Source organism: Bacillus sp. 1A (genome assembly GCF_052682215.1).
The window spans coordinates 6,141,738-6,163,125 of record NZ_JBQYLZ010000001.1; the positions used below are offsets into that span (position 1 = coordinate 6,141,738).

Here is a 21,388-nt window from a genome sequence, read left to right on the forward strand (position 1 = left end):
CCCCTACAGCTTGAACAAAAATAGTTTATCAACAGTTGTTCCTAATACTTCAGCTAAACGGAATGCTAACGCTAAGCTTGGATCATATTTATTATTCTCAATTGCATTTATCGTCTGTCTAGAAACTTTACACTTATCAGCCAATGCACCTTGTGAAATATTGTTTTCAGTGCGTAATTCATAGATTTGATTTTTCACACCATTTCTCCTAACCTGTAAAATCGTTTTTACATCATCAGTATATAGTTGGGGCATGTCATTGTCAAAAGATTGCCACAAGAAAAAGGAGCAATTCTGCTCCCTTACAATAGCTATTTCGAAACTAATCAATTCGTCATTTCCTCTCGATTCACAATATCTTCTTTCTTTATTTGCATACGTAAAACCGGACCTATTGCTAACAAAATAAGTGACATTGCTATACAAAATACAGTAACTAGTGAGGTCATCTCCTTCAATCCTCCAGCTAGTGAAGTTCCGATTAACATTGCCCCCATAAACAGTGGTAAAATTGTTCCATTTACTCTTCCAATCATATTTTCTGGTACAAGTTGAATCATAAGCGTACCGACAACGATATTAACACAAGCTAAACAAATACCTGTTCCAAACCTCATGAAACTAGTAATCCAAAATGATGTAGATAGCCCTTCTACTAAAAATGACATTGCTAATATGCTCATACCGAATACAAACATCTTTTTCGGGTTCACTTTTGAAGCGAAAACTGCAGCAACAATACCACCGATTAACATACCTATCCCATCAGCTGCGGCTAAATATTGAACTGCTTCCTTTTCCATTCCAAGGCGCTCTATTACAAGAAATACCTCTAATGGATTCGTCAGTCCAACAGCTAAGCCCATAACGGTGAAAGTGATCGTAATCATACGTAAATTTTTCGTATGAAGAACGTATTTCCATCCTTCTTTTATATCATTTTTTAATGAACCTCTCGTCACTTGCTCTTGTTCCACCCATTTTGGTAAAAACGAAAGAGCAATAGCAGATAACAAAAATAAAATGATTAAGCTATATAGTGACGTAAATAAACCAAGTTGTGTATACACAAGCGATCCTACCACTGGTCCAAAAATCATAAATAATGACTGTAATGTTTGGTTAAATGCAATCGCATTTGCTACCTGCTCTTCTTTTACGTAGCGCTTAAATATACGCGAAGATGATGGCTGAGAAAATTGGCCTACAATCGCGGAAATGAGTGTTGCAAAAAATATAGCCTGCCAATAATCCAGCTTTAACAACAAGACAATCCCTATAATAGACAGTACGCTTAATACATCTCCAGCAACCATCGTTCTTTTCGGATTCCAGCGATCAGCTAGCGCACCACCGATAAACGAAAAAATAAAAATAGGTGCATATTCCATAACCGATAACAATGAAACGGAAACTGGATCATTATTCGTTCGTTCCATTATGAAATATAAAAGAGCCATATTTCTGATCCAAATTGCAAATTGTTGTAAAATATCAGATGCCATAACGAGCATAAATGCTCGGTTTTTAAATAAAGCGTTCATTTTCATTCCCCTTTCATAAACCGACCGTTCGGTCTAATTTATTTTGTAAGAAAAGCAACTGACTTATTATTCAGCTGCCATTCCTTTTAACAATACATCTATTGCCTTTTTATAAATACGTTGCAGCTCTTTATAATCTAACTCGTAGTAAAGTACTCCAAGCCCTGATAATAATCCATTCACAATATACATAAGGTCGCGCGTATTATCTTCACGAAACTCTCCAGACTGTATACCTGCTTCAATTAGTTTCTCAAACATAACATATGATTCTCTAGTTAAAGCCAATAGTTCATCCAAAATCTCTTTACTTACAACTTGGCTCATAGAGAATTCCTCTATTGCATTTGAAATTGGTTGCTGTATGTCCTCGACATGATATTCCGCGAGACCATATAGTTTTTCAGTATTCGTACTATACAACTTCTCTTTTTCACTCCATTTTTCAAGCCAATCATACGTATGCTGTTTTACTACAAATAAAAATAATTCTTCTTTACTTTTAAAGTGATAATAAATGCTTCCTTTACTTCGCTCTGTAATTTCACAAATCTCTTCCATAGATGTAGCTGCATAACCCTTCTGTGAAAACAGACTTTCTGCTTTATATGCAATTTCTTTCTTTATCTCTTCTGCACTTCTTCTCATATTTACACCTCTTTAAACCGACCGTTCAGTCTAATAATAACAAATTAAAAACCTCTATTACAAGAGGCTATATTCCTTATTTAAGAAAACGTACTTTCAAACCACGTTCGAATCATATGTATTATTCCAATTTTAAATCCTAATTTAACAAGAAATACGCCTCCCGCCGCTAATAAAAATAACACTACTTTCCCCTTATTTTTCACTTTCGGTTCCCTTTTCATTTCTATTCCCCTTAGTACGTTAAAAATATTAATCAAACGTTTGTTTAACTGTTTTTATGCATATGTAAGCCAACTAATCAAACGTTTGTTTAAAAAGAAATACGCCTATATAAGGCGCATTTTCATCAATCACCGCCACCTCCGCCGCCATCACAGCTGCCTCCGCTATCTCCACCGAAAGATCCTCCACAATCATGTGAACCTCCATGCGAGCTATCATTATCAGATCCAGCAAAGAAAAATAATGGTGATGAGTTGTTAGATGAATTATGAATGTTATTTTGTTTCGTAAGATTTACCTTCTTTTTGTTTGATCGAACTGCTGTTACGATCGTTCCAACTACAACAAATAATAGTATGACAATAATAAATTCCATATAAAAGCCTCCCTTAATCTTCGAATAATTGAATGGTTCTCTCTAAATTTTCAAGTGAAATGAAGCGCGATTCACGAAGGATCTCTTTTCCATTATAAAATAATAAAACTGTTGGCCCTGTAAATACTGCATATCGCCCCGCGATCTCTTGCATGTCTTGTAGTAATATTTCTACTTTCTCTACGTAATCATAATTCTCTAATACGCAATTTACTTTTCTTAACATAACATCACAAACACCACAATTTTCCGTTTTAATAAACAGCAGTACTAATTGTTGTCCTTCAATATATGTCGCTAATTCTTCTATCGTTTCAAATTTATTCATCTTATCCGATACGATAAACTTAACTAAATCTATACAATTCAATCAAATTTACACAAGTTAGTGCTTCATCGTGTTCTCGCAGCCCCAAAGGGATGAGGGGTATAACACTCCACACGAGGCAGTATCGTTACCTCCTATTATCAAGCATTTATTTTACCCATCTTGATAAATTTATCGATGCATTTACATCCCTATCGTGATGGCTATTGCATGGAACACAACGCCACTCACGTATTTTTAAACTCCACTGTCCTTCTGGTTGAACTGAATGGTCGTATTTAACGCCGCAACATGAACAAATCTTGCTTGAAGCGAACCATTTATCAGCCTTTACATATTCAATGCCGTACTTCTCGCACTTGTATGACAAACATTGAAAGAAGAAGTGTAATTTTTGAAATGAAAATGCTTTCGATAGTTTTTTGTTTTTTAACAGGTTTGAGATAGGTAAGTCTTCCACAACAATCCTCATTGGTTTGGTTTTCACCAATTTAGCTGTTGCTTGATGGATATGGTTATTTCGGATATTCATAATTTTCCTAGATAACCGCAGGTGCTCAGTTTTCGCTTTTTCATATCCGGCAGATTGAATTTTTACACCTTTTTTAAATCTCCTAGACATATCTCTTTGCGCTGACTTTTTCCTTTTCAAAAGTTTTTTAACCTTGGTATCTTTGTTTATATTTCGTTCTTTCGTACCATTAGAAGCTACAAACAGCTCTTTTAAACCAACATCCACACCAATCGACTCATTCGTTAATTCTTGTAATTCAAAGTCTTCTTGGAACCCTACACTAATCCACCAATGACGACCATCAAAGGTAACTCTTGGATTGGATGGCTTTTTGTTTCTTGGTAGTTGCTGGCTTGTTTTCACTTCTCCAATAGACTGAATATGAACTACTTTCTTTCCTATAGTCAGTCTTTCATAATTGGCATAAAATCCTTGGATTAAATCTTTTTTGGATTTATAAGAAGTGTGATAACCATTTTTGTACTTTTTGAACGAATTTTTTCTCGCCTTATCAAAATCTTTTGAAGCCTGTTTGGGAACTTGTGCATTAATGTCTTTTAACCACTCATATCTCTTTCGCTTCTTGATCTTTGTAAATCGTTTCTGTAAAGCTAACTGTGAAACAGATTTTCCAAATAGCTTATAATATCTATCACTCATTCTTTTACAATAGTTATAAGCGAATCTTGCAGCACCTGCATGGTTTCTAAGCACTTTTTCTTGTTCAGGCGTTGGAATCAATCTAACTTTCTTCGCCAATATCATCAGAATGTAACTCCTTTAATGAAAGATTTGTTCTTCTGAATAGTAGCGTGTTCCACCAGCATTCTCTTAAGACTACTAGGATACAAACCTGTTAATTCTGATACTTGACTAACTCGTGAAAATTTCATTATTATTCTCACCCCATTGAACCAAACATAGCACGTACGTTCGGTATTTTCAATGAAGTTTGATAGATTTAATAAAATTTATCTTGTTCAACTAAGGGCGCAATTCCTTAGCCAGTTCTCTTATGAACTTCTCATGTTTTCACATGAGCGCAGACTATATGTTTATCTCTTTAGAGATAGAGGATTTTTCCACCACCATAGGCTTGTGGTGTACTCTCATCAGTTATACGAGATAGTCGTTGAACGTTCATCTTATCCATTTTGACTTAGATGATTCGAGGCGGAAGACCCATTGTTCTAGTGTTTAGGATTTAACCTTGCACCATCTGATTGATTTTTTCTGCTTTCGCGACATTCACGCTCGCCATTTCTAGCCACGTTGTAGTTCAATCAGCTTTAGGGATTGTCCGCAGTTAACCCTCACTACTAGCCAATCACTTGACTAGCAGGGCTTACTGATATATTTAATTAACTTTCGTTATAATTGGTTAAATAAATCGTAACAGTTAGTTACCCTCTTAACATAATTTATGAAATACCTTATCTTGATACATACGAAATGCCGAACTGTCTTTAATCTTTCTCTTTTCCATTACCTGCTGAAAACGCAGCGTTTTTGCCGTTAACTCTTCTTGTAATTCTTTTCTCTCTACTTCATCATAACAGCATGCAATTAAGTCTTCTATTTTTAATATATCTTTTTGTAGTTCCATTTCTGGTGGAATCATACCCGCATTTTTTAAGATTTTATAACTCATTCTAAGTTCTGGAGGTACCATTGAAAGGTCTTCTAATTGTAGTGGTTTTCCTTTTCCCGGAATATGATCAAGGTCTCCATTCCGTATTGCTTGTCGAATTTTTTCTTCAGCAATGTTCAAAAAGACATCCACACCATTCGCTCCTTTACATATTTTTACTATTATTTTACATGATATTTTCTCATCTTGCTACGCTATTACAAATTGAATTCATACAATTTTTTCTCAAATTTAATTACAAGGAGCCTTTTCCTCCCTAATCAATATTTTATTTCCATGTGTAGTCTGTGTTAGAGCCATTTCATATTGAGAAAATCTTTTCAAATCAAATAAAGCGTTTACACTAAATCTTACATTTGCTACGATTTAATCACCCCCAGCTCCCTTGTATAGACTTCGTGATGTCTGATCATTTTTATCCCGCTTTAATGGGCAGTAAGACCCACACCTCAAAATTTAGCGAAAGCAAAGAAATTAGGTGGGGGAGCAACTGCCCATTAAAGTCCGATTGGTGAGGGCTGATAATCAGTGGGGGATGAAGCCCCCACTGATTAAAGTTTCACTTTATCTAGACGTTTCATACGTCTAGATTCACTTTGGTTTACTGGCGCATGCCTTTAAATATATCTTTTATTTTGAAAGGAGAAATGACTATGAGCTCCAAAAAATTCACACTGCTATTACTATCCCTACTACTCTTCTTACCTCTTTTTCTCACAAACTTTATTACTCCAAATGTTGCATTAGCAGATTCACCAAAGCAAGGTCAAAAAATTGTTGGGTATTTTCCTTCATGGGGCATTTACGGACGTAATTATCAAGTTGCAGACATTGATGCATCAAAGCTAACTCATTTAAACTATGCTTTCGCTGATATTTGCTGGAATGGAAAACATGGAAACCCTTCTACTCACCCCGATAATCCAAATAAACAAACGTGGAACTGTAAAGAGTCTGGTGTACCACTGCAAAATAAAGAGGTTCCTAATGGCACTCTCGTACTCGGTGAACCATGGGCTGATGTCACAAAATCTTATCCGGGATCAGGTACAACTTGGGAAGATTGTGATAAATACGCCCGTTGTGGAAATTTCGGAGAACTGAAACGATTAAAAGCTAAGTATCCTCACTTAAAAACAATTATTTCAGTTGGTGGCTGGACTTGGTCTAACCGCTTTTCTGATATGGCAGCTGATGAAAAAACAAGAAAAGTATTCGCTGAATCTACAGTAGCTTTTCTTCGTGAATATGGATTTGACGGCGTTGATTTAGATTGGGAATATCCGGGCGTTGAAACGATTCCTGGTGGTAGTTATCGTCCTGAAGATAAGCAAAACTTCACCCTACTCCTTCAAGATGTTCGAAATGCATTAACGAAAGCTACTGCAGAAGATGGGAAACAATATTTACTAACAATCGCATCAGGTGCAAGCCAACGTTATGCGGATCATACAGAGCTAAAGAAGATCTCTCAAATACTTGATTGGATTAATATTATGACATATGATTTCCACGGTGGATGGGAAGCTACTTCTAACCATAATGCAGCACTATACAAAGATCCAAATGACCCAGCAGCGGATACAAAATTTTATGTAGATGGTGCGATAGACATTTATACAAATGAAGGGGTTCCAGCGGATAAACTCGTATTAGGTGTACCTTTTTACGGACGTGGATGGAAAAATTGTGGAAAAGAAAATAATGGGCAATACCAACCTTGTAAACCAGGTAGTGACGGAAAGCTCGCTTCTAAAGGTACTTGGGATGATCATTCTACCGGTGACACAGGTGTGTACGATTATGGTGATTTAGCAGCTAATTATGTTAATAAAAATGGTTTTGTTCGCGGATGGAACGATGTGGCGAAAGTACCTTATTTATATAATGCAACTACAGGAACGTTTATTAGCTATGATGACAGCGAATCTATGAAATATAAAACAGACTATATAAAAACAAAGGGTTTAAGTGGCGCAATGTTTTGGGAGCTAAGCGGGGATTGCCGTACAAGTCCAAAATATAGTTGTAGTGGACCTAAATTACTTGATACGTTAGTAAAAGAGTTACTTGGTGAACCTATTACTCAAAAAGATACTGAATCACCAACAAACGTAAAAAACATTGCTGTTACAAATAAAAATTCAAACTCCGTTCAATTAAACTGGACTGCATCTACTGATAACGTAGGAGTTACGGAATATGAAATTACTGCCGGAGAAGAGAAATGGGTCACGACAACAAATAGCATTACAATTAAAAACTTAAAATCTAATACAGAATACACATTTTCAGTAATAGCAAAGGATGCTGCTGGGAATAAATCACAGCCTACTTCTATTATTGTAAAAACAGACGATACTAACACAACACCTCCTGCTGGAAATGGGAATGCTACCTTTTCAGTCACTTCAAATTGGGGAAGTGGTTACAACTTCTCGATTGTAATTAAAAATAGTGGAACGACCTCTATTAAAAACTGGAAATTAGAATTTGATTATAACGGCAATTTAACACAAGTTTGGGATTCTAAAATTAGTAGTAAAATAAATAATCATTACGTAATTACGAATGCAGGATGGAATGGTGAAATTCCTCCTGGTGGATCCGTTACAATCGGAGGGGCAGGAACAGGCAATCCTGCCGAACTTTTAAATGCATCTATTAGCGAAAACTAAACGTAACCTCCATTAATTATTTCACTAAAGTTTGAATTTAGTTTTGAGTGCTCTATCCTAAATTCAAACTTTTAATTTTATGAAAAATCACAAATTGATATTACAATAACCTATTATAATTATATTTAGTTTATAATATGAAGTTCATGTGAAGTTCATCTGAATTTTACATGAATTTCCTTTAAGTTCTATTGTCTTCCTATACTAATCACATTATCCTTTACATATAGGAATTATTTTTATTCCACTTCAAACTATCTATATATATAAAGAAAGATAGTCGCCTATTAGGGAAAGGCATCTAAATATAAACATAACATAAGAAAAAGCACGCTTATAAGCGCACCATAAGAGTGCTTCTTCATACAATTCTCATGTAAGAGTTCTCGAAAATCATGTTAATCACAAAGAAAAGGCATTAGCTTATACAAGCTAGTGCCTTTTCTTTATTCCTATCGTTCAGCGTCCCATTCTTCTATATTCCATACTTTTGTTATCCATGCTTCATAGAAAGAAGGCTCATGTGAGACAAGTAAAACTGTTCCTTTATATTGTTGTAACGCTTCCTGCAAAGACTTCTTTGTTTCTATATCCAAATGATTAGTCGGTTCATCTAAAATTAAAACATTGCTTTTCGTTACGATAAGTTCACATAAACGTACTTTCGTTTGTTCCCCGCCGCTTAATAAACGAATAGGTTTTAATACATGTTCTTCTTTCAATCCACACTTTGCTAATGCTTGGCGTACTTCTTTCTTTGTCATATCTGGTCGTTCTGCCCAAACTTTTTCTAATGGTGTTGTTTCTGAAGCAAACTCTTCCTGCGCAAAATAAGCAGGATTTACTCGTTCTCCAACAGAAATTGAACCGCTTAACGGCTTTATTTGACCTAATAACGTTTTTAACATTGTCGTTTTTCCAATTCCATTATGACCAACAATCGCTATCTTTTCTCCTTTTTTCACTTGCAAATTCAATTCTGGACATAACGGAGAACTATATCCTATCCTTAGTTTTTCAGCCTGTAATATGCGACTAACTGGCTCCTCATAAACATTGAAATCAAAACGGGATCGAGGTACATGATTAACCTTTTCAACCCTTTGCATTTTCTCCAATACTTTCTCTCGACTTTTGGCCTGTTTCGCTTTTCGAATTTTATTTTTTTGAATAAATGTTTCTAACTGAGCAATTTCTTTTTGCTGTTTCGCATGCGCCGATTGTAATTGTTTCCTTTGCAATTGATAGCTTTGCACAAATTTTTCATAATTTCCTACGTATCGCTTCACTTTCCGTTCTTCTAGATGATAAATAACATTCGTAATACTGTTCAAAAATACTTCGTCATGCGAAATGATCACATAAGCTTTTTCATACAGTCTCAAATACGATTGCAACCATTCTATATGGGCTGTATCTAAATAATTTGTTGGCTCATCTAGCAATAAAACATCAGCTTTTTCTAAAAGAAGCTCCCCAAGTAATAACTTTGTTCGCTGTCCTCCACTTAACTTTGAAACATCCTTTTTCAACCCTATTTCAAATAAACCTAAACCGATTGCTACTTCTTCAATTTCTGTATGAATTTGATAGAAATTAGAGCTTTCCAATATAGTTTGTAATTCTCCATACTTTACTAACAGTTTTTCTACTTCTCCTGCTCCATTCATTTCTTCAGCAATTTTTAACATTTCGCATTCAATCCCATACAAATTAGAAAATGCACTTTGTAAGTATCCTTCAATTGTTATCCCCTCTTGTAAATCCATATGCTGCTGTAAAAAACCTACCTTCACATGTGGAAACCATTCAATATTTCCGTCATCATGTATAAGTTCTCCTGTTAAAATCCTTAACAATGTTGATTTTCCAATTCCATTTTTCCCAACTAACCCAACATGCTCGCCCTTTAATAGTCGAAAACAAGCATTATATAAAATGGTTTTCTCACCATACGAATGACTTAAATTTTCTACTGTTAATATACTCATTTTTTTCTCTCCTCTACTTATGATTCATAAGCTAAATAGAGAGCAACAGTAAAAAGCCTTATTTAATTGTGCATATAAAAAATGGGTAAGGTGAATACACCTTACCCATTACATATTATCGTAAAAAAGGATTAAGGTTCTTTACCTGCTGTCTTCAATTTAGCTTAATTGTTAAAAATGGGCAGACTTCTCCCATATCAAGCTAAAACCATTTGAAGAACAGTTGATAAAGTCATTTTATCCTTTCACTCCTTTAACATTTGTTATATTAAGAGTATAAACTACTCTGTTATATTCTATTCTCTATTTTTTCTTTTGTTCCTTCTCATTCTTTTCATGTTCTATAAAAAAAAGCTCTTACCAGCGATTATATTTAAATCTGGTAAGAGCTTTTTCTATTTTTTCATATAAGGAGCTAATACTCTCAGAATTTCTTCCTTATCCTTCTTTAACTCAAGTGATGTTAACATATCCATCGTTCTTGGTCTAGGTAATTTCACTTGTACCTCTCCAACTATTGATGCTGGTCTTTGAGATAAAATAAATACGCGATCCGAAAGTAAGATTGCCTCATCTAAGTCATGTGTAACCATAACGATTGTTTGCTTCTCTTGGTGCCAAGAGTTTAAAAGCCAACTATGTACTTCCATTTTTGTAAAGGCATCTAATTTTCCAAAAGGCTCATCAAGTAGCATAATTGGCTTTTCACATAAATATGTGCGCAGAAAACTAATCCTTTGACGCATACCACCAGACAATTCATCTGGATAATGGTCTGCATATTCATCTAGCTGAAACTGCTTTAATGCTTCCATTCCTTCTGTTAGCCTTTGTTTTTTCGGTTTACCTTCAATTTCCAATGGCAACACTATATTTTGCAAAGCTGATCGCCACGGTAGTAATAAATCTTGTTGCGGCATATAACTTATAACATCTTGCTCTTGTACGTGCGTATCCTTATACGTTACATTCCCACTTGTTGGTTTTTCAACATTTGCAATCATATTTAATAATGTGCTTTTCCCGCAACCACTCGGTCCTACAAAGGAAACGAACTCTCCCTCTCGTATAGAAGCACTAATATTTGCTAATACATTCTTTCCATCAAAAGCTTTTACAATCTCTTTTATTTGTAATCCACTCATTTTTCACTTGGAAGGAACTCATTTGTAAAGGCATCTTTCACATCAATTTTCTTCTTAATAACTTTGTTATCATATAAGAAATTCATGTAATTCGTCCAAACTTCTTCCTTCTGTACTCCCCACGCTTTTGCATCATCTTGATACTTCGTACTTAACCATTTTTGACTTTCTTGTACTAATTCTTTATTCACATCTGGAACTGCTTTAATTAAAATATCAGCAGCTTCTTTCGGTTCTTTAATTGCAAAATTATAACCTTCTGTCGTTGCACTCATAAACTTTTTCACAAAGTCTTTATCTTGCTTCGTATGTTTTTCACTCGTAATAATAACAGGACTATAGAAATCAAGCGCTGGGTCTAAGTCTTTCACCATAATCGTATGTAACTCTTTTCCTTGGCGCTTCGCTTCAATTCCATCCCATCCGTAATATATCCATTCAAAGTCTGCATCACGACCGATTGATTTAAAGAAATCTGTTTGTCCTAAGATGATTTTTTCAACTTTATTAAAATCAGCTTGATGCTTCTCCATGATTGTCTTCAACGTTGCTTCTTCTGCTGGTCCTCCCCAGCCGCCGTAACGTTTACCTTCAAAATCTTTTGGTGACGTCATATTATCTTTTTTAAGTGATGCAAAAGCTGAAGTGTTATGTTGAATGATTGCCCCTACAGATACAACAGGAATACCTTCCACACGAGCCAACGTTACATTTTCTTGTGCGCTTATTGCGAAGTCAGCTTTTCCGGAAGCTATCATTTGCTCCGCTGTCACATTATCACCTGGCTGAATAATTTCTACATCTAATCCTTGCTTTTTATAATAATCTTTCGCTTGCGCTACATATAGGCCAGTATGATTCGTATTCGGAAACCAATCTAATACTACTTTTACTTTTTGATCTTTACTTGCACTTTCTTCTTTCTTCGCCGGATTACATCCAGCCACACCTACTGCTAATAAGGCAGCCAACATAACTTTTAAACCTTTTTTCATTTTCTGCCGTCCTTTCTATATATCCATGGTGCTGTTATTCTTGCCATAAACTCCACGATAAAATACAGACATAATGTCACCATAACAATAATTGCTGCCACACCAAATACTCGGGCTGTTAAAAAGGATTTTGTAGCCCTTGTAAGCATAACCCCTAATCCTTCGCTTGCACCGAGCCATTCCCCAATAATTGCTCCCATTACGCTATATGTAACTGCAATTTTTAAACCTGAGAAAAAGTATGGCAGCACTGCTGGAAACTTTACTTTCTGGTAAACTTGCCATTTCGTTGCCTTCATCGTTTGCAACAACTTCAACATATTTTTATCTACCGTTTGAAAACCTTCTAAAATGCTAAGCGCAATCGGGAAGAAACAAACGAGTATTACTACCATTACTTTCGGTAGCATTCCATATCCAAACCAAATAATAAATAACGGTGCAAGTACAACGATTGGAATCGTTTGCGAAATAACAAGCAACGGATTTATTAAAATACGAAATAAAGGGATAACATCCATAATAATTGCAATACTTGTCCCAATTAAAATCGCAAAAAACAGTCCGATTAGAACCTCTTGTAACGTTTGCATCGTATTCGGTAATAGTAAATCTTTCATTCCAATTAATTCTTGAACAATGGCAGAAGGCTTCGGTAAAATCCACGGTTCAATTTTAAATAATGAAACAGATCCTTCCCATATCGCTATGAGAAGGATAAGCCAAATTGTTGTAATTATTTTAGATTGCTTCTGGTTTTGCATATTCATCACGGTACTTCCAAACCTTTTCATCTATCGTTACACCAGTGCTTGGACGATAATGGATTTTAATAGAAGTAATCACTTCTTCTGCTCCAGCATCCACACAAGCTTGTTGCGCACGTTTAATGATATCAAGAAGTACATCTAATTCTCCTTCCAGCGTTGTTTCCATTGCCCCTACTTCATAACGAACTCCCGATTGTTGTACAACCTCAATTGCTTTATCAACAACAGAATACACATCTTTGTTCTTCGCTTGTGGTACTACTGAAAATGAAATTGTAACTTGTTGTGACATAGTAAAATCCCCCTTATAAAATGAAATATTAAAACAAGAAAAGGCTTTCCTACTGCGTAGGAAAGCCTTGTATGCAAGTTATTATAGAATAACATATGCTACATCACTTTAAGTAACTCCCTACGCTGGCATTATCCAGATCAGGTTGAGGGTCGATGTTTGTTTACATCCTCTCAGCCAATTGGCTCCCCGGTCCTTAATTCGTTTTCATTGTAGCATGATTTATTTTATTGAACAAACAAAAGCACGTATAATCATTTCATTTAACTTTTGAATTCCCCTATTAACTCTTGTAACTCCTGTGAAAGCCAGCTTAAAGAACTAGCTAATTCAGCAATATCTTGTACAGACATTTCCTGTTCTTTCATACTTTCTTCAATATTATTACTACTATTTGCATACTTATTTGCAATAAGTGATAGTTCATTTACAACACGAACAATATTTTGGCTATTTTGCAATATATCACTTGAATTTCTAGAAACAACTCTAACTTGATTTGTAACAGATTGTGCTGATTTTGAAATTTTTTCAAAGAAAGCACCACTACTTTGAAAAAGTTTAATTCCGGATTCTACTTCTTTTGAAGCTTTTTGTATTGAAACAACAGCTTCTTCCGTTTCAACTTGTGTTTCCCCTATTAATTTCGCTATATCTTTTGCTGATGCTTCCGTCTGCTCTGCTAATTTTCGCACTTCATCAGCAACAACGGCAAATCCCTTTCCGGTTGCCTCAGCACGTGAAGCTTCAATAGAAGCATTTAAAGCTAGCGAATTCGTTTGATTTGAAATACCTGTAATTACATTTACAATATCACTAATTTCTTTTGATCTTGTTTCCAAAGAATGAATGATAGAAGATAAATCTTGTACTGCATTTTGTATTATGTTCATTTGATTAATCGTCTGTTCAATAACACCATTTCCTTTTACTGAATGATGCTTCGTACCTTCAGACTCTTTCGCCATTTGTTTTGCAATATTAGTTATCTCTTCCATCCTATCTTCCATTTCATATACAATACCTAAATACTTTGGTACTGAAGTTTCTTGTGATTGAACGCCAGCCCTTAACTCAACTATAGAACTTACGATTCCTTGGACTGCCATGCTATTCTCTTTCGTACTCACTGACAATTCTTGCGAAGATGAGGAAACCTGTTCTGCTGCCTGCTTCACTTTATCTATAATTCCTTTAAACTTCTCAATGGTATTATTAAAATACGCATTAATAATACCAATATCATCTGGTCTTTCCTCTAATTTAATACTTAAATCACCTTTACCGACTCTGCGCAATCCTTCACGTAAATCCCGCAATGGAGCAAGTGCGTTACGCACAATTAAGAATTGAATAAAAGTTGCAATTAAAACAGAAATACAAATAAACATTAAACCTTGTATAATGAACTTTTCTTTTGTACTAGGAACAATAGAAGCATCTACATCAGCTGCAACAAGTGCCACAATGTTACCTTCTCCATCTTTAATAGGCTCTAATATCGTTACCCATGTTCCTAATACGTCTTCATATACTTCTGTCATGTTTGCTTTTTTTGTGCTCATTACTTTATCATATGCTTTCATCCAAAGGTCTGGTTGTTTATAATATTCTCCCGGCCTTACTTCAACAACATTTGCTAAACCTGTAGATAAATCAATGATTTGTAGCTCACCTTTTTCATTTTTTTTCGCTCCAACAATATAGGTTTGTCCAACACTGTTCAATTCTTCCGTTGATTCATCTAATTTCTCTGTTAACTTCTCTCTCTTTTCTCTTTCTGCCGTTGGGTCTTTTGCAACATCTCTCAATATTTCTGCGTCTAATTTATGTAATACCGTATCTCCTGTTTCAAAAGAATGCCTTTCAAATATAGACATCATGCTATTTTGAAACATGTTAAAACTTAACGCTCCCATAGTACCGACAAGCGTCAAAATAACTAACACAGTTAACAATACATTTTTTTGAAGAAATGATAGCTTATGCCAATATCTTCTCATTAACATCACCTTTCTTAATTAACTTACTATAAAGTAACGCTATTAAAATATATACCTTATTAATAAACGATAACGGCTCTCATTTGTTTATAAACAAAAAAAAGACCAATGAAAAGAGCATTGGTCAAGACCAACCCTATCCGTCCGGTAACTGGCTAGCATAGCCTTTCGACCTTAGCTCCTGTAGTTTTGCGTCCTAATGTTTCCATCAGTTTGCCTTTCTCGCTGAACGAGTTGAACGATATGGGAGTTCTATGAGAATTAAATTATTCTCTATCAAAGATTACAACATAAGAATTAAAATGTCTACCTATTTAGAGATGCAAATGTAAAGTTTCAATGTATTATTTTTTCGAAATAATTTAACAAAGTTCGTGAATGTTACATTTCTTGTGTTATATAATAAAAAATGTATATAACACAAGGATTATTTTGAGTATTTGTTTTAATTTTCGTTCAAATTAAATTATTCAAATATATCTTAACTAATGAATTTCGGAGGTAGTTTATCATGTTTTGGCTACAATTTCTTACGTTACTACTCTGCATTTTTATTGGCGCACGCCTAGGCGGAGTTGGTCTAGGAGTAATGGGTGGCGTTGGTATGGCAATACTTGTTTTTGTCTTCCACTTACAACCTACAGCTCCTCCTATTGATGTAATGCTTATGATTTTAGCAGTAATTACAGCTGCCGGTGCACTGCAAGCCGCTGGAGGAATGGACTACCTTGTTCATCTAGCTGAGAAAGCATTGCGAAAAAATCCAAAGCGCATTACATTCTTTGCTCCAATTGTTACTTATTTATTTACACTGTGCGCAGGAACTGGTCACGTTGCTTATTCTGTACTTCCTGTTATCGCAGAAGTCTCTCGCGAATCTGGGATTAGACCGGAACGACCAATGTCAATTGCCGTAATCGCTTCCCAACAAGCAATTACAGCTAGCCCTATATCAGCTGCAACAGTTGCACTTTTAGCAATGCTAGCTGACTATAAAATCACCTTATTAGATATTTTAAAAGTAAGTATTCCTTCTACCTTCATCGCTTGCATGGTAGCTGCATTTGTTGCTAGCAAAATGGGGAAAGAATTAAATGAAGACCCTGAATACTTGAAACGTTTAAAAGAAGGAATGATTCCTAAAATTGAAGAGAAGAAAGAATTTGTTGGTTTAAAAGGCGCTAAACTATCCGTTATCCTTTTCTTAGTAGGAACTTTCCTTGTCGTACTTCTCGGTTCATTTGAAGCACTTCGTCCAGGATGGATGGTTGACGGGAAGTTAATTCGTCTTTCCATGCCAAACACAATTGAAATGGTTATGTTAACTATCGCAGCTCTTATTATTATTTTCTGCAAACCAAATGTAGAAAGCATCGTGTCTGGTAACGTCTTTAAAGCGGGGGCAACAGCAGTTGTTGCTATTTTCGGTATCGCTTGGATGGGAGATACTTTCTTTAACGGAAACTTAAATATGATTCAAGGATCAATTCAGCACCTAGTAACAAGTGCACCATGGCTATTTGCCATCGCATTATTCATTCTATCTATTTTACTATATAGCCAAGCAGCAACAGTACGTGCTTTAATGCCTCTTGGATTATCACTCGGTATTCCACCAGCGCTACTAATCGCAATGTTCCCTGCAGTAAATGGATATTTCTTCATTCCAAACTATGGAACAATCGTTGCTGCCATTAACTTCGATCGCACTGGTACAACAGGTATTGGGAAATATGTTTTAAATCATAGCTTTATGATTCCAGGCCTAATCGCAACATTCACTTCTATCGGAATTGGAATGCTTTTAATATCAATTATGTTTTAAAGAAAAAGCACAAACCTACATTTTTAAAGGGTTTGTGCTTTTTTAATCAAACGTTTGTTTAAATATTTTTAACCGTCCATTATGTTTTTTACTATTTTTGTGAAGTTCCGTTTTCCTACAAACCCCTATTTACTTCCTCAACTAGCTTCTTCGTACTTTCATACGGAGATTCAGCTAAACTAATCGTGGAAATAATAGAAACGCCGTCCGCACCTGCTTCTATAACTGACGCTGTATTTTCAATTGTAATGCCACCAATCCCGACGATCGGTATTGTAATTCCTTGCTCTCTAAAATAAGCTAAACCTTTCGTTCCTTGAACTGCTTTCGTATCTTTTTTTGTACTCGTTGGGAAAATAGGGCCAACACCTAAATAATCAGCTCCGTTTTCAATTGCCCAGCGTGCTTCTTCAATTGTATGTGTAGATACACCAACAATTTTATCACCCATTTTTTCACGAACAGAAGTAATTCCTTCATCATCTTGGCCAACATGCACGCCATCTGCATCTAACTCCATAGCTAGTTCCACATCATCATTTACGATGAATGGTACACCGTACTCTTTACAGACTGCTTGTAGTTCTTTCGCGAAACAAATACGTTTCTCTCCCGTTAAAGCCCCTTCCCCCTTTTCACGAAATTGAAAAATTGTTATACCACCTTCAAGTGCATCTCTCAATACTTGTAGTGGCCCCTTCGCACAATTGTTACTTCCCATAATAAAATATACTGATAATAATCTAGACATTTCAGCCTTTGTAATACAGGGCATCTAGTTCACCTCCTTACTATATAAGCTCAATCTTCCCATACTTCTCAATATCACCCGAAGTGGTATTCGCTAACTGATTTAAAAATTCAATTTGGAAACTACCAGGTCCCTTTTCCACTGTCTTAGCAGCTGCCAGTTCCGCAGCTACACCATAAAACGTTAATGCCGCTACTGCTGCCTTTACATAATCCTTTTCTACTGCTACAAATGCTCCTATTACAGAAGTTAGTAAACAACCAGTTCCCGTAACTTTCGTTAAAATAGGGTGACCATTTCGAATAAGGATCGTTCGTTCTCCATCTGTAACAACATCTTCTTTTCCAGTAATCACCGCTACTGTATTTAATTCATCCGCTGCCTGCCTTGCAATACTTACGACATTGCCATTTCCAACACCGGCGTCTACCCCTTTAATTTCCCATCTCTCATTAATAACGTTCGCTATTTCAGCTGCATTTCCGCGGATAATCGCTAAATCAATTTCAGCCGGAATATGTCTCGCAACTTCTGTTCGATACGATGTTGCTCCTGCACCAACTGGATCAAATAGTACTGGTACATTATTCACATTTGCTGATTTACCAGCAAGTAACATCGCTTCTACCTCTTCAGGACGAAGTGTACCCATATTTAAAACAAGAGCACCCGCAATGCTAGCCATTTCTGCTACTTCTTCTTTTGCATACGCCATTACAGGCGATGCTCCTAACGCTAACAAACCGTTAGCTGTAAAGTTTGTTACAACAACATTTGTAATATTATGCACGAGTGGATTAGACTCTCTCACCAAATCCACTACTTTACTAATTTCTTTCATATTCATCCTTTTCATCTCCTAACTATAGTGATGGGAGATACACAAAAAGGCACTTTGCGCGTACGCAAAGTGCCTGAACATGTGCTTTTACACTCTCCCTACGCTGGCATTATCCAACAGGTTCAAATGGTCAATGACGGATTAGTCATACTCTCAGTTTGCATCCACAAACTCCCATGTGTTTATTATTCATCTACTTCAAAGTCTACTCTTATTCTAGTAAAATAACAAGTTCTTTACTTTTCTATTTCATATAGAAGCAACTGATAAAACAATACGCATAATAAAGTGAAACTTTAATCAGTGGGGGCTTTGTTCATCCCCCACTGATTATTAGTTGAACCAATCGGGCTTTTATGGGCAGTTGATCCCCTACCTAACTTCTTGGCTTCCGCTGAATTTTGAGGTAGGGGTCTTACTGCCCGTTAATGCGGGATAAATAAGTATCTATTTCTCATAGTCTCATCATGGCGCATATTATGTTCTGTCGCCATCATTCACCCTCAAACAGATGTTATCCCACTAAAAAACGTTCAAATCTGGAGCGAAACTGAATCTCAAGAAGATGTATGCTATAGTTAACGTATGGAAATTTGAAAGGATGTTTTAAATATGGTAAAAAGCGTTGTAATCGCTGAAAAGCCTTCCGTTGCACGAGATATTGCGCGTGTACTTAAGTGTGATAAAAAAGGAAATGGCTACCTTGAAGGTAGTAAATATATTGTAACTTGGGCTTTAGGTCATCTCGTTACATTAGCAGATCCGGAAAGCTATGATGTGAAATATAAAAAGTGGAATTTAGAAGATTTACCGATGCTACCTGAGCGTTTGAAATTAACTGTTATTAAACAAACAGGGAAACAATTTAATGCTGTAAAAAGTCAGCTGCTTAGAAAAGATGTAAATGAAATTATTGTAGCGACAGATGCTGGACGTGAAGGCGAATTAGTCGCACGTTGGATTATCGATAAAGTTAAAATACAGAAGCCTATTAAGCGTTTATGGATTTCATCTGTTACTGATAAAGCAATTAAAGATGGATTCGCTAATTTAAAACCAGGTAAAGCATATGACAATTTATACGCTTCAGCAGTTGCACGTTCAGAAGCTGACTGGTATATCGGTCTTAACGCGACTCGTGCTTTAACGACTCGCTTTAATGCCCAGCTGAATTGCGGCCGTGTGCAAACACCTACTGTCGCTATGATCGCTAATCGTGAAGACGAAATAAAGAACTTCAAAGCTCAAACTTACTACGGCATCGAGGCTCAAACGACGAGTCAGTTAAAACTAACTTGGCAAGATGCAAACGGCAATAGCCGCAGTTTTAATAAAGAAAAAATTGATGGTATTGTAAAAGGTTTAGATAAGCATAATGCTACCGTTGTGGAAATTGATAAAAAACAGAAGAAGTCATTCTCTCCTGGTCTTTACGATTTAACTGAATTGCAACGTGATGCAAATAAAAAGTTCGGTTACTCTGCGAAAGAAACATTAAACATTATGCAGAAATTGTATGAACAACATAAAGTGCTAACGTACCCTCGTACAGATTCACGCTATATTTCATCTGATATCGTTGGAACACTTCCAGAGCGTCTAAAAGCATGTGGCGTTGGAGAGTACCGTCCTTTAGCACATAAAGTATTACAAAAGCCTATCAAGTCTAATAAGTCATTTGTTGATGATAGTAAAGTAAGTGATCATCACGCAATTATTCCGACAGAAGGATACGTTAACTTCTCAGCCTTCACAGATAAAGAACGTAAAATTTATGATTTAGTTGTAAAACGTTTCTTAGCCGTTTTATTCCCAGCATTCGAATACGAGCAACTAACGTTACGCACAAAAGTTGGCAATGAAACGTTCATCGCACGTGGAAAAACTATTCTACATGCCGGTTGGAAAGAAGTATATGAAAATCGCTTTGAAGATGATGATATAACTGATGACGTAAAAGAACAACTTCTACCTCACATTGAAAAAGGCGATACATTAACTGTAAAGTTAATTATGCAAACATCAGGTCAAACGAAAGCACCTGCACGTTTTAACGAGGCAACTTTACTTTCAGCAATGGAAAATCCTACAAAATATATGGATACGCAAAACAAACAACTTGCTGACACGTTAAAGTCAACTGGTGGATTAGGTACTGTAGCGACACGAGCTGATATTATCGACAAGTTATTCAATTCGTTCTTACTTGAAAAACGTGGTAAAGATATTCACATTACTTCAAAAGGCCGTCAGTTACTTGATTTAGTGCCAGAAGAACTGAAATCTCCTACACTAACTGGTGAATGGGAGCAAAAACTCGAAGCAATCGCAAAGGGTAAACTGAAAAAAGAAGTATTCATTTCAGAAATGAAGAACTATACGAAAGAAATTGTTTCTGAAATAAAATCGAGTGATAAAAAATATAAACATGACAACATTTCAACAAAGTCTTGTCCAGATTGCGGTAAACCAATGCTAGAGGTAAACGGCAAAAAAGGAAAAATGCTTGTATGCCAAGACCGTGAATGTGGTCATCGTAAAAATGTATCTCGTACAACAAACGCTCGTTGTCCGCAATGTAAGAAGAAGTTAGAATTACGTGGTGAAGGTGCAGGACAAATCTTTGCATGTAAATGTGGCTATCGCGAGAAATTATCCACATTCCAAGAAAGACGTAAAAAGGAATCTGGAAGCAAAGCTGATAAACGCGACGTTCAAAAATATATGAAACAGCAGAACAAAGAAGAAGAACCATTAAACAATCCGTTCGCAGAAGCATTAAAGAAATTAAAATTTGATTAAACAAAAAGG

The 21,388-nt window shown here is 35.8% G+C and carries 20 protein-coding genes and 3 riboswitches; of the genes, 3 read left to right on the forward strand and 17 right to left on the reverse strand.

Annotated features, from left to right (window positions below):
* Positions 1-3: 3 nt before the first annotated feature.
* The 9 genes from ACUN0F_RS31445 to ACUN0F_RS31485 all read right to left on the reverse strand — a co-directional run bounded on the left by ACUN0F_RS31445 (position 4) and on the right by ACUN0F_RS31485 (position 5,418).
* Positions 4-255 carry a helix-turn-helix transcriptional regulator gene (locus ACUN0F_RS31445; RefSeq protein ID WP_079998515.1) on the reverse strand — a complete coding sequence of 84 codons (252 nt, stop codon included), beginning with the start codon at positions 253-255 and terminating at the stop codon, positions 4-6.
* Between the two features lie 71 nt (positions 256-326).
* Entirely contained in the window at positions 327-1,544 is a 1,218-nt protein-coding gene (locus ACUN0F_RS31450) for an MFS transporter (RefSeq protein WP_000992565.1), read from the reverse strand.
* 66 nt (positions 1,545-1,610) lie between these two features.
* Complete coding sequence (locus tag ACUN0F_RS31455) at positions 1,611-2,192, reverse strand: TetR/AcrR family transcriptional regulator (protein ID WP_046953708.1); 582 nt, start codon at positions 2,190-2,192, stop codon at positions 1,611-1,613.
* Between the two features lie 80 nt (positions 2,193-2,272).
* Positions 2,273-2,416: a hypothetical protein gene (locus ACUN0F_RS31460; RefSeq protein WP_000817984.1), complete on the reverse strand. Its 144-nt coding sequence runs from the start codon at positions 2,414-2,416 to the stop codon at positions 2,273-2,275.
* A gap of 125 nt (positions 2,417-2,541) precedes the next feature.
* The gene (locus ACUN0F_RS31465) at positions 2,542-2,793 is read right to left on the reverse strand and encodes a hypothetical protein (protein ID WP_000394367.1); all 252 of its coding nucleotides are present in this window, start codon (positions 2,791-2,793) and stop codon (positions 2,542-2,544) included.
* Positions 2,794-2,806: 13 nt separating this feature from the next.
* Positions 2,807-3,121, reverse strand: coding sequence for a thioredoxin family protein (locus ACUN0F_RS31470; protein ID WP_445540858.1), 315 nt, complete (start codon positions 3,119-3,121; stop codon positions 2,807-2,809).
* A gap of 148 nt (positions 3,122-3,269) precedes the next feature.
* A complete protein-coding gene (locus ACUN0F_RS31475; protein ID WP_445540751.1) occupies positions 3,270-4,400 on the reverse strand; it encodes an RNA-guided endonuclease InsQ/TnpB family protein in 1,131 nt (376 codons plus the stop codon).
* Positions 4,400-4,528, reverse strand: a complete 129-nt coding sequence (locus ACUN0F_RS31480) for a hypothetical protein (RefSeq protein ID WP_445540752.1) — start codon at positions 4,526-4,528, stop codon at positions 4,400-4,402. The genes ACUN0F_RS31475 and ACUN0F_RS31480 overlap by 1 nt, the downstream gene beginning before the upstream one ends.
* A gap of 518 nt (positions 4,529-5,046) precedes the next feature.
* The gene (locus tag ACUN0F_RS31485; RefSeq protein ID WP_046953765.1) at positions 5,047-5,418 is read right to left on the reverse strand and encodes a DnaJ family domain-containing protein; all 372 of its coding nucleotides are present in this window, start codon (positions 5,416-5,418) and stop codon (positions 5,047-5,049) included.
* Positions 5,419-5,939: 521 nt separating this feature from the next.
* Here ACUN0F_RS31485 and ACUN0F_RS31490 point away from each other — a divergent pair.
* A complete protein-coding gene (locus ACUN0F_RS31490; protein WP_445540753.1) occupies positions 5,940-7,964 on the forward strand; it encodes a glycosyl hydrolase family 18 protein in 2,025 nt (674 codons plus the stop codon).
* A 452-nt stretch (positions 7,965-8,416) separates the two neighbouring features.
* Here ACUN0F_RS31490 and ACUN0F_RS31495 read toward each other — a convergent pair whose 3' ends face one another.
* The 6 genes from ACUN0F_RS31495 to ACUN0F_RS31520 all read right to left on the reverse strand — a co-directional run bounded on the left by ACUN0F_RS31495 (position 8,417) and on the right by ACUN0F_RS31520 (position 15,160).
* A complete protein-coding gene (locus tag ACUN0F_RS31495; RefSeq protein ID WP_445540754.1) occupies positions 8,417-9,955 on the reverse strand; it encodes an ABC-F family ATP-binding cassette domain-containing protein in 1,539 nt (512 codons plus the stop codon).
* Between the two features lie 395 nt (positions 9,956-10,350).
* Complete coding sequence (locus tag ACUN0F_RS31500; RefSeq protein ID WP_445540755.1) at positions 10,351-11,100, reverse strand: ABC transporter ATP-binding protein; 750 nt, start codon at positions 11,098-11,100, stop codon at positions 10,351-10,353.
* Positions 11,097-12,095: an ABC transporter substrate-binding protein gene (locus ACUN0F_RS31505; RefSeq protein ID WP_445540756.1), complete on the reverse strand. Its 999-nt coding sequence runs from the start codon at positions 12,093-12,095 to the stop codon at positions 11,097-11,099. Before ACUN0F_RS31505 ends, ACUN0F_RS31500 begins: the two co-directional genes overlap by 4 nt.
* Positions 12,092-12,865, reverse strand: coding sequence for an ABC transporter permease (locus tag ACUN0F_RS31510; protein ID WP_001057159.1), 774 nt, complete (start codon positions 12,863-12,865; stop codon positions 12,092-12,094). Before ACUN0F_RS31510 ends, ACUN0F_RS31505 begins: the two co-directional genes overlap by 4 nt.
* Positions 12,837-13,157: an MTH1187 family thiamine-binding protein gene (locus ACUN0F_RS31515; protein WP_000082897.1), complete on the reverse strand. Its 321-nt coding sequence runs from the start codon at positions 13,155-13,157 to the stop codon at positions 12,837-12,839. The genes ACUN0F_RS31510 and ACUN0F_RS31515 overlap by 29 nt, the downstream gene beginning before the upstream one ends.
* A gap of 100 nt (positions 13,158-13,257) precedes the next feature.
* Positions 13,258-13,359: riboswitch (TPP riboswitch) on the reverse strand.
* A 61-nt stretch (positions 13,360-13,420) separates the two neighbouring features.
* On the reverse strand, positions 13,421-15,160 hold the full coding sequence (locus tag ACUN0F_RS31520; protein ID WP_445540757.1) for a methyl-accepting chemotaxis protein: 1,740 nt from the start codon (positions 15,158-15,160) through the stop codon (positions 13,421-13,423).
* Between the two features lie 143 nt (positions 15,161-15,303).
* Positions 15,304-15,388, reverse strand: a riboswitch (cyclic di-GMP riboswitch).
* 283 nt (positions 15,389-15,671) lie between these two features.
* On the opposite strand from ACUN0F_RS31520, the gene ACUN0F_RS31525 reads away from it, so the two are divergent.
* Positions 15,672-16,985 (forward strand): anaerobic C4-dicarboxylate transporter family protein, encoded by a 1,314-nt coding sequence (locus ACUN0F_RS31525; RefSeq protein ID WP_000498712.1) that lies wholly within the window; start codon positions 15,672-15,674, stop codon positions 16,983-16,985.
* A 115-nt stretch (positions 16,986-17,100) separates the two neighbouring features.
* Here ACUN0F_RS31525 and thiE read toward each other — a convergent pair whose 3' ends face one another.
* Positions 17,101-17,760 carry a thiamine phosphate synthase gene (thiE, locus tag ACUN0F_RS31530; RefSeq protein WP_445540758.1) on the reverse strand — a complete coding sequence of 220 codons (660 nt, stop codon included), beginning with the start codon at positions 17,758-17,760 and terminating at the stop codon, positions 17,101-17,103.
* 16 nt (positions 17,761-17,776) lie between these two features.
* Entirely contained in the window at positions 17,777-18,592 is an 816-nt protein-coding gene (gene thiM / locus ACUN0F_RS31535) for a hydroxyethylthiazole kinase (RefSeq protein WP_097858171.1), read from the reverse strand.
* Between the two features lie 63 nt (positions 18,593-18,655).
* A riboswitch (TPP riboswitch) is annotated at positions 18,656-18,765 on the reverse strand.
* Positions 18,766-19,189: 424 nt separating this feature from the next.
* On the opposite strand from thiM, the gene topB reads away from it, so the two are divergent.
* Complete coding sequence (gene topB, locus ACUN0F_RS31540; protein ID WP_445540759.1) at positions 19,190-21,379, forward strand: DNA topoisomerase III; 2,190 nt, start codon at positions 19,190-19,192, stop codon at positions 21,377-21,379.
* Positions 21,380-21,388: the final 9 nt, after the last annotated feature.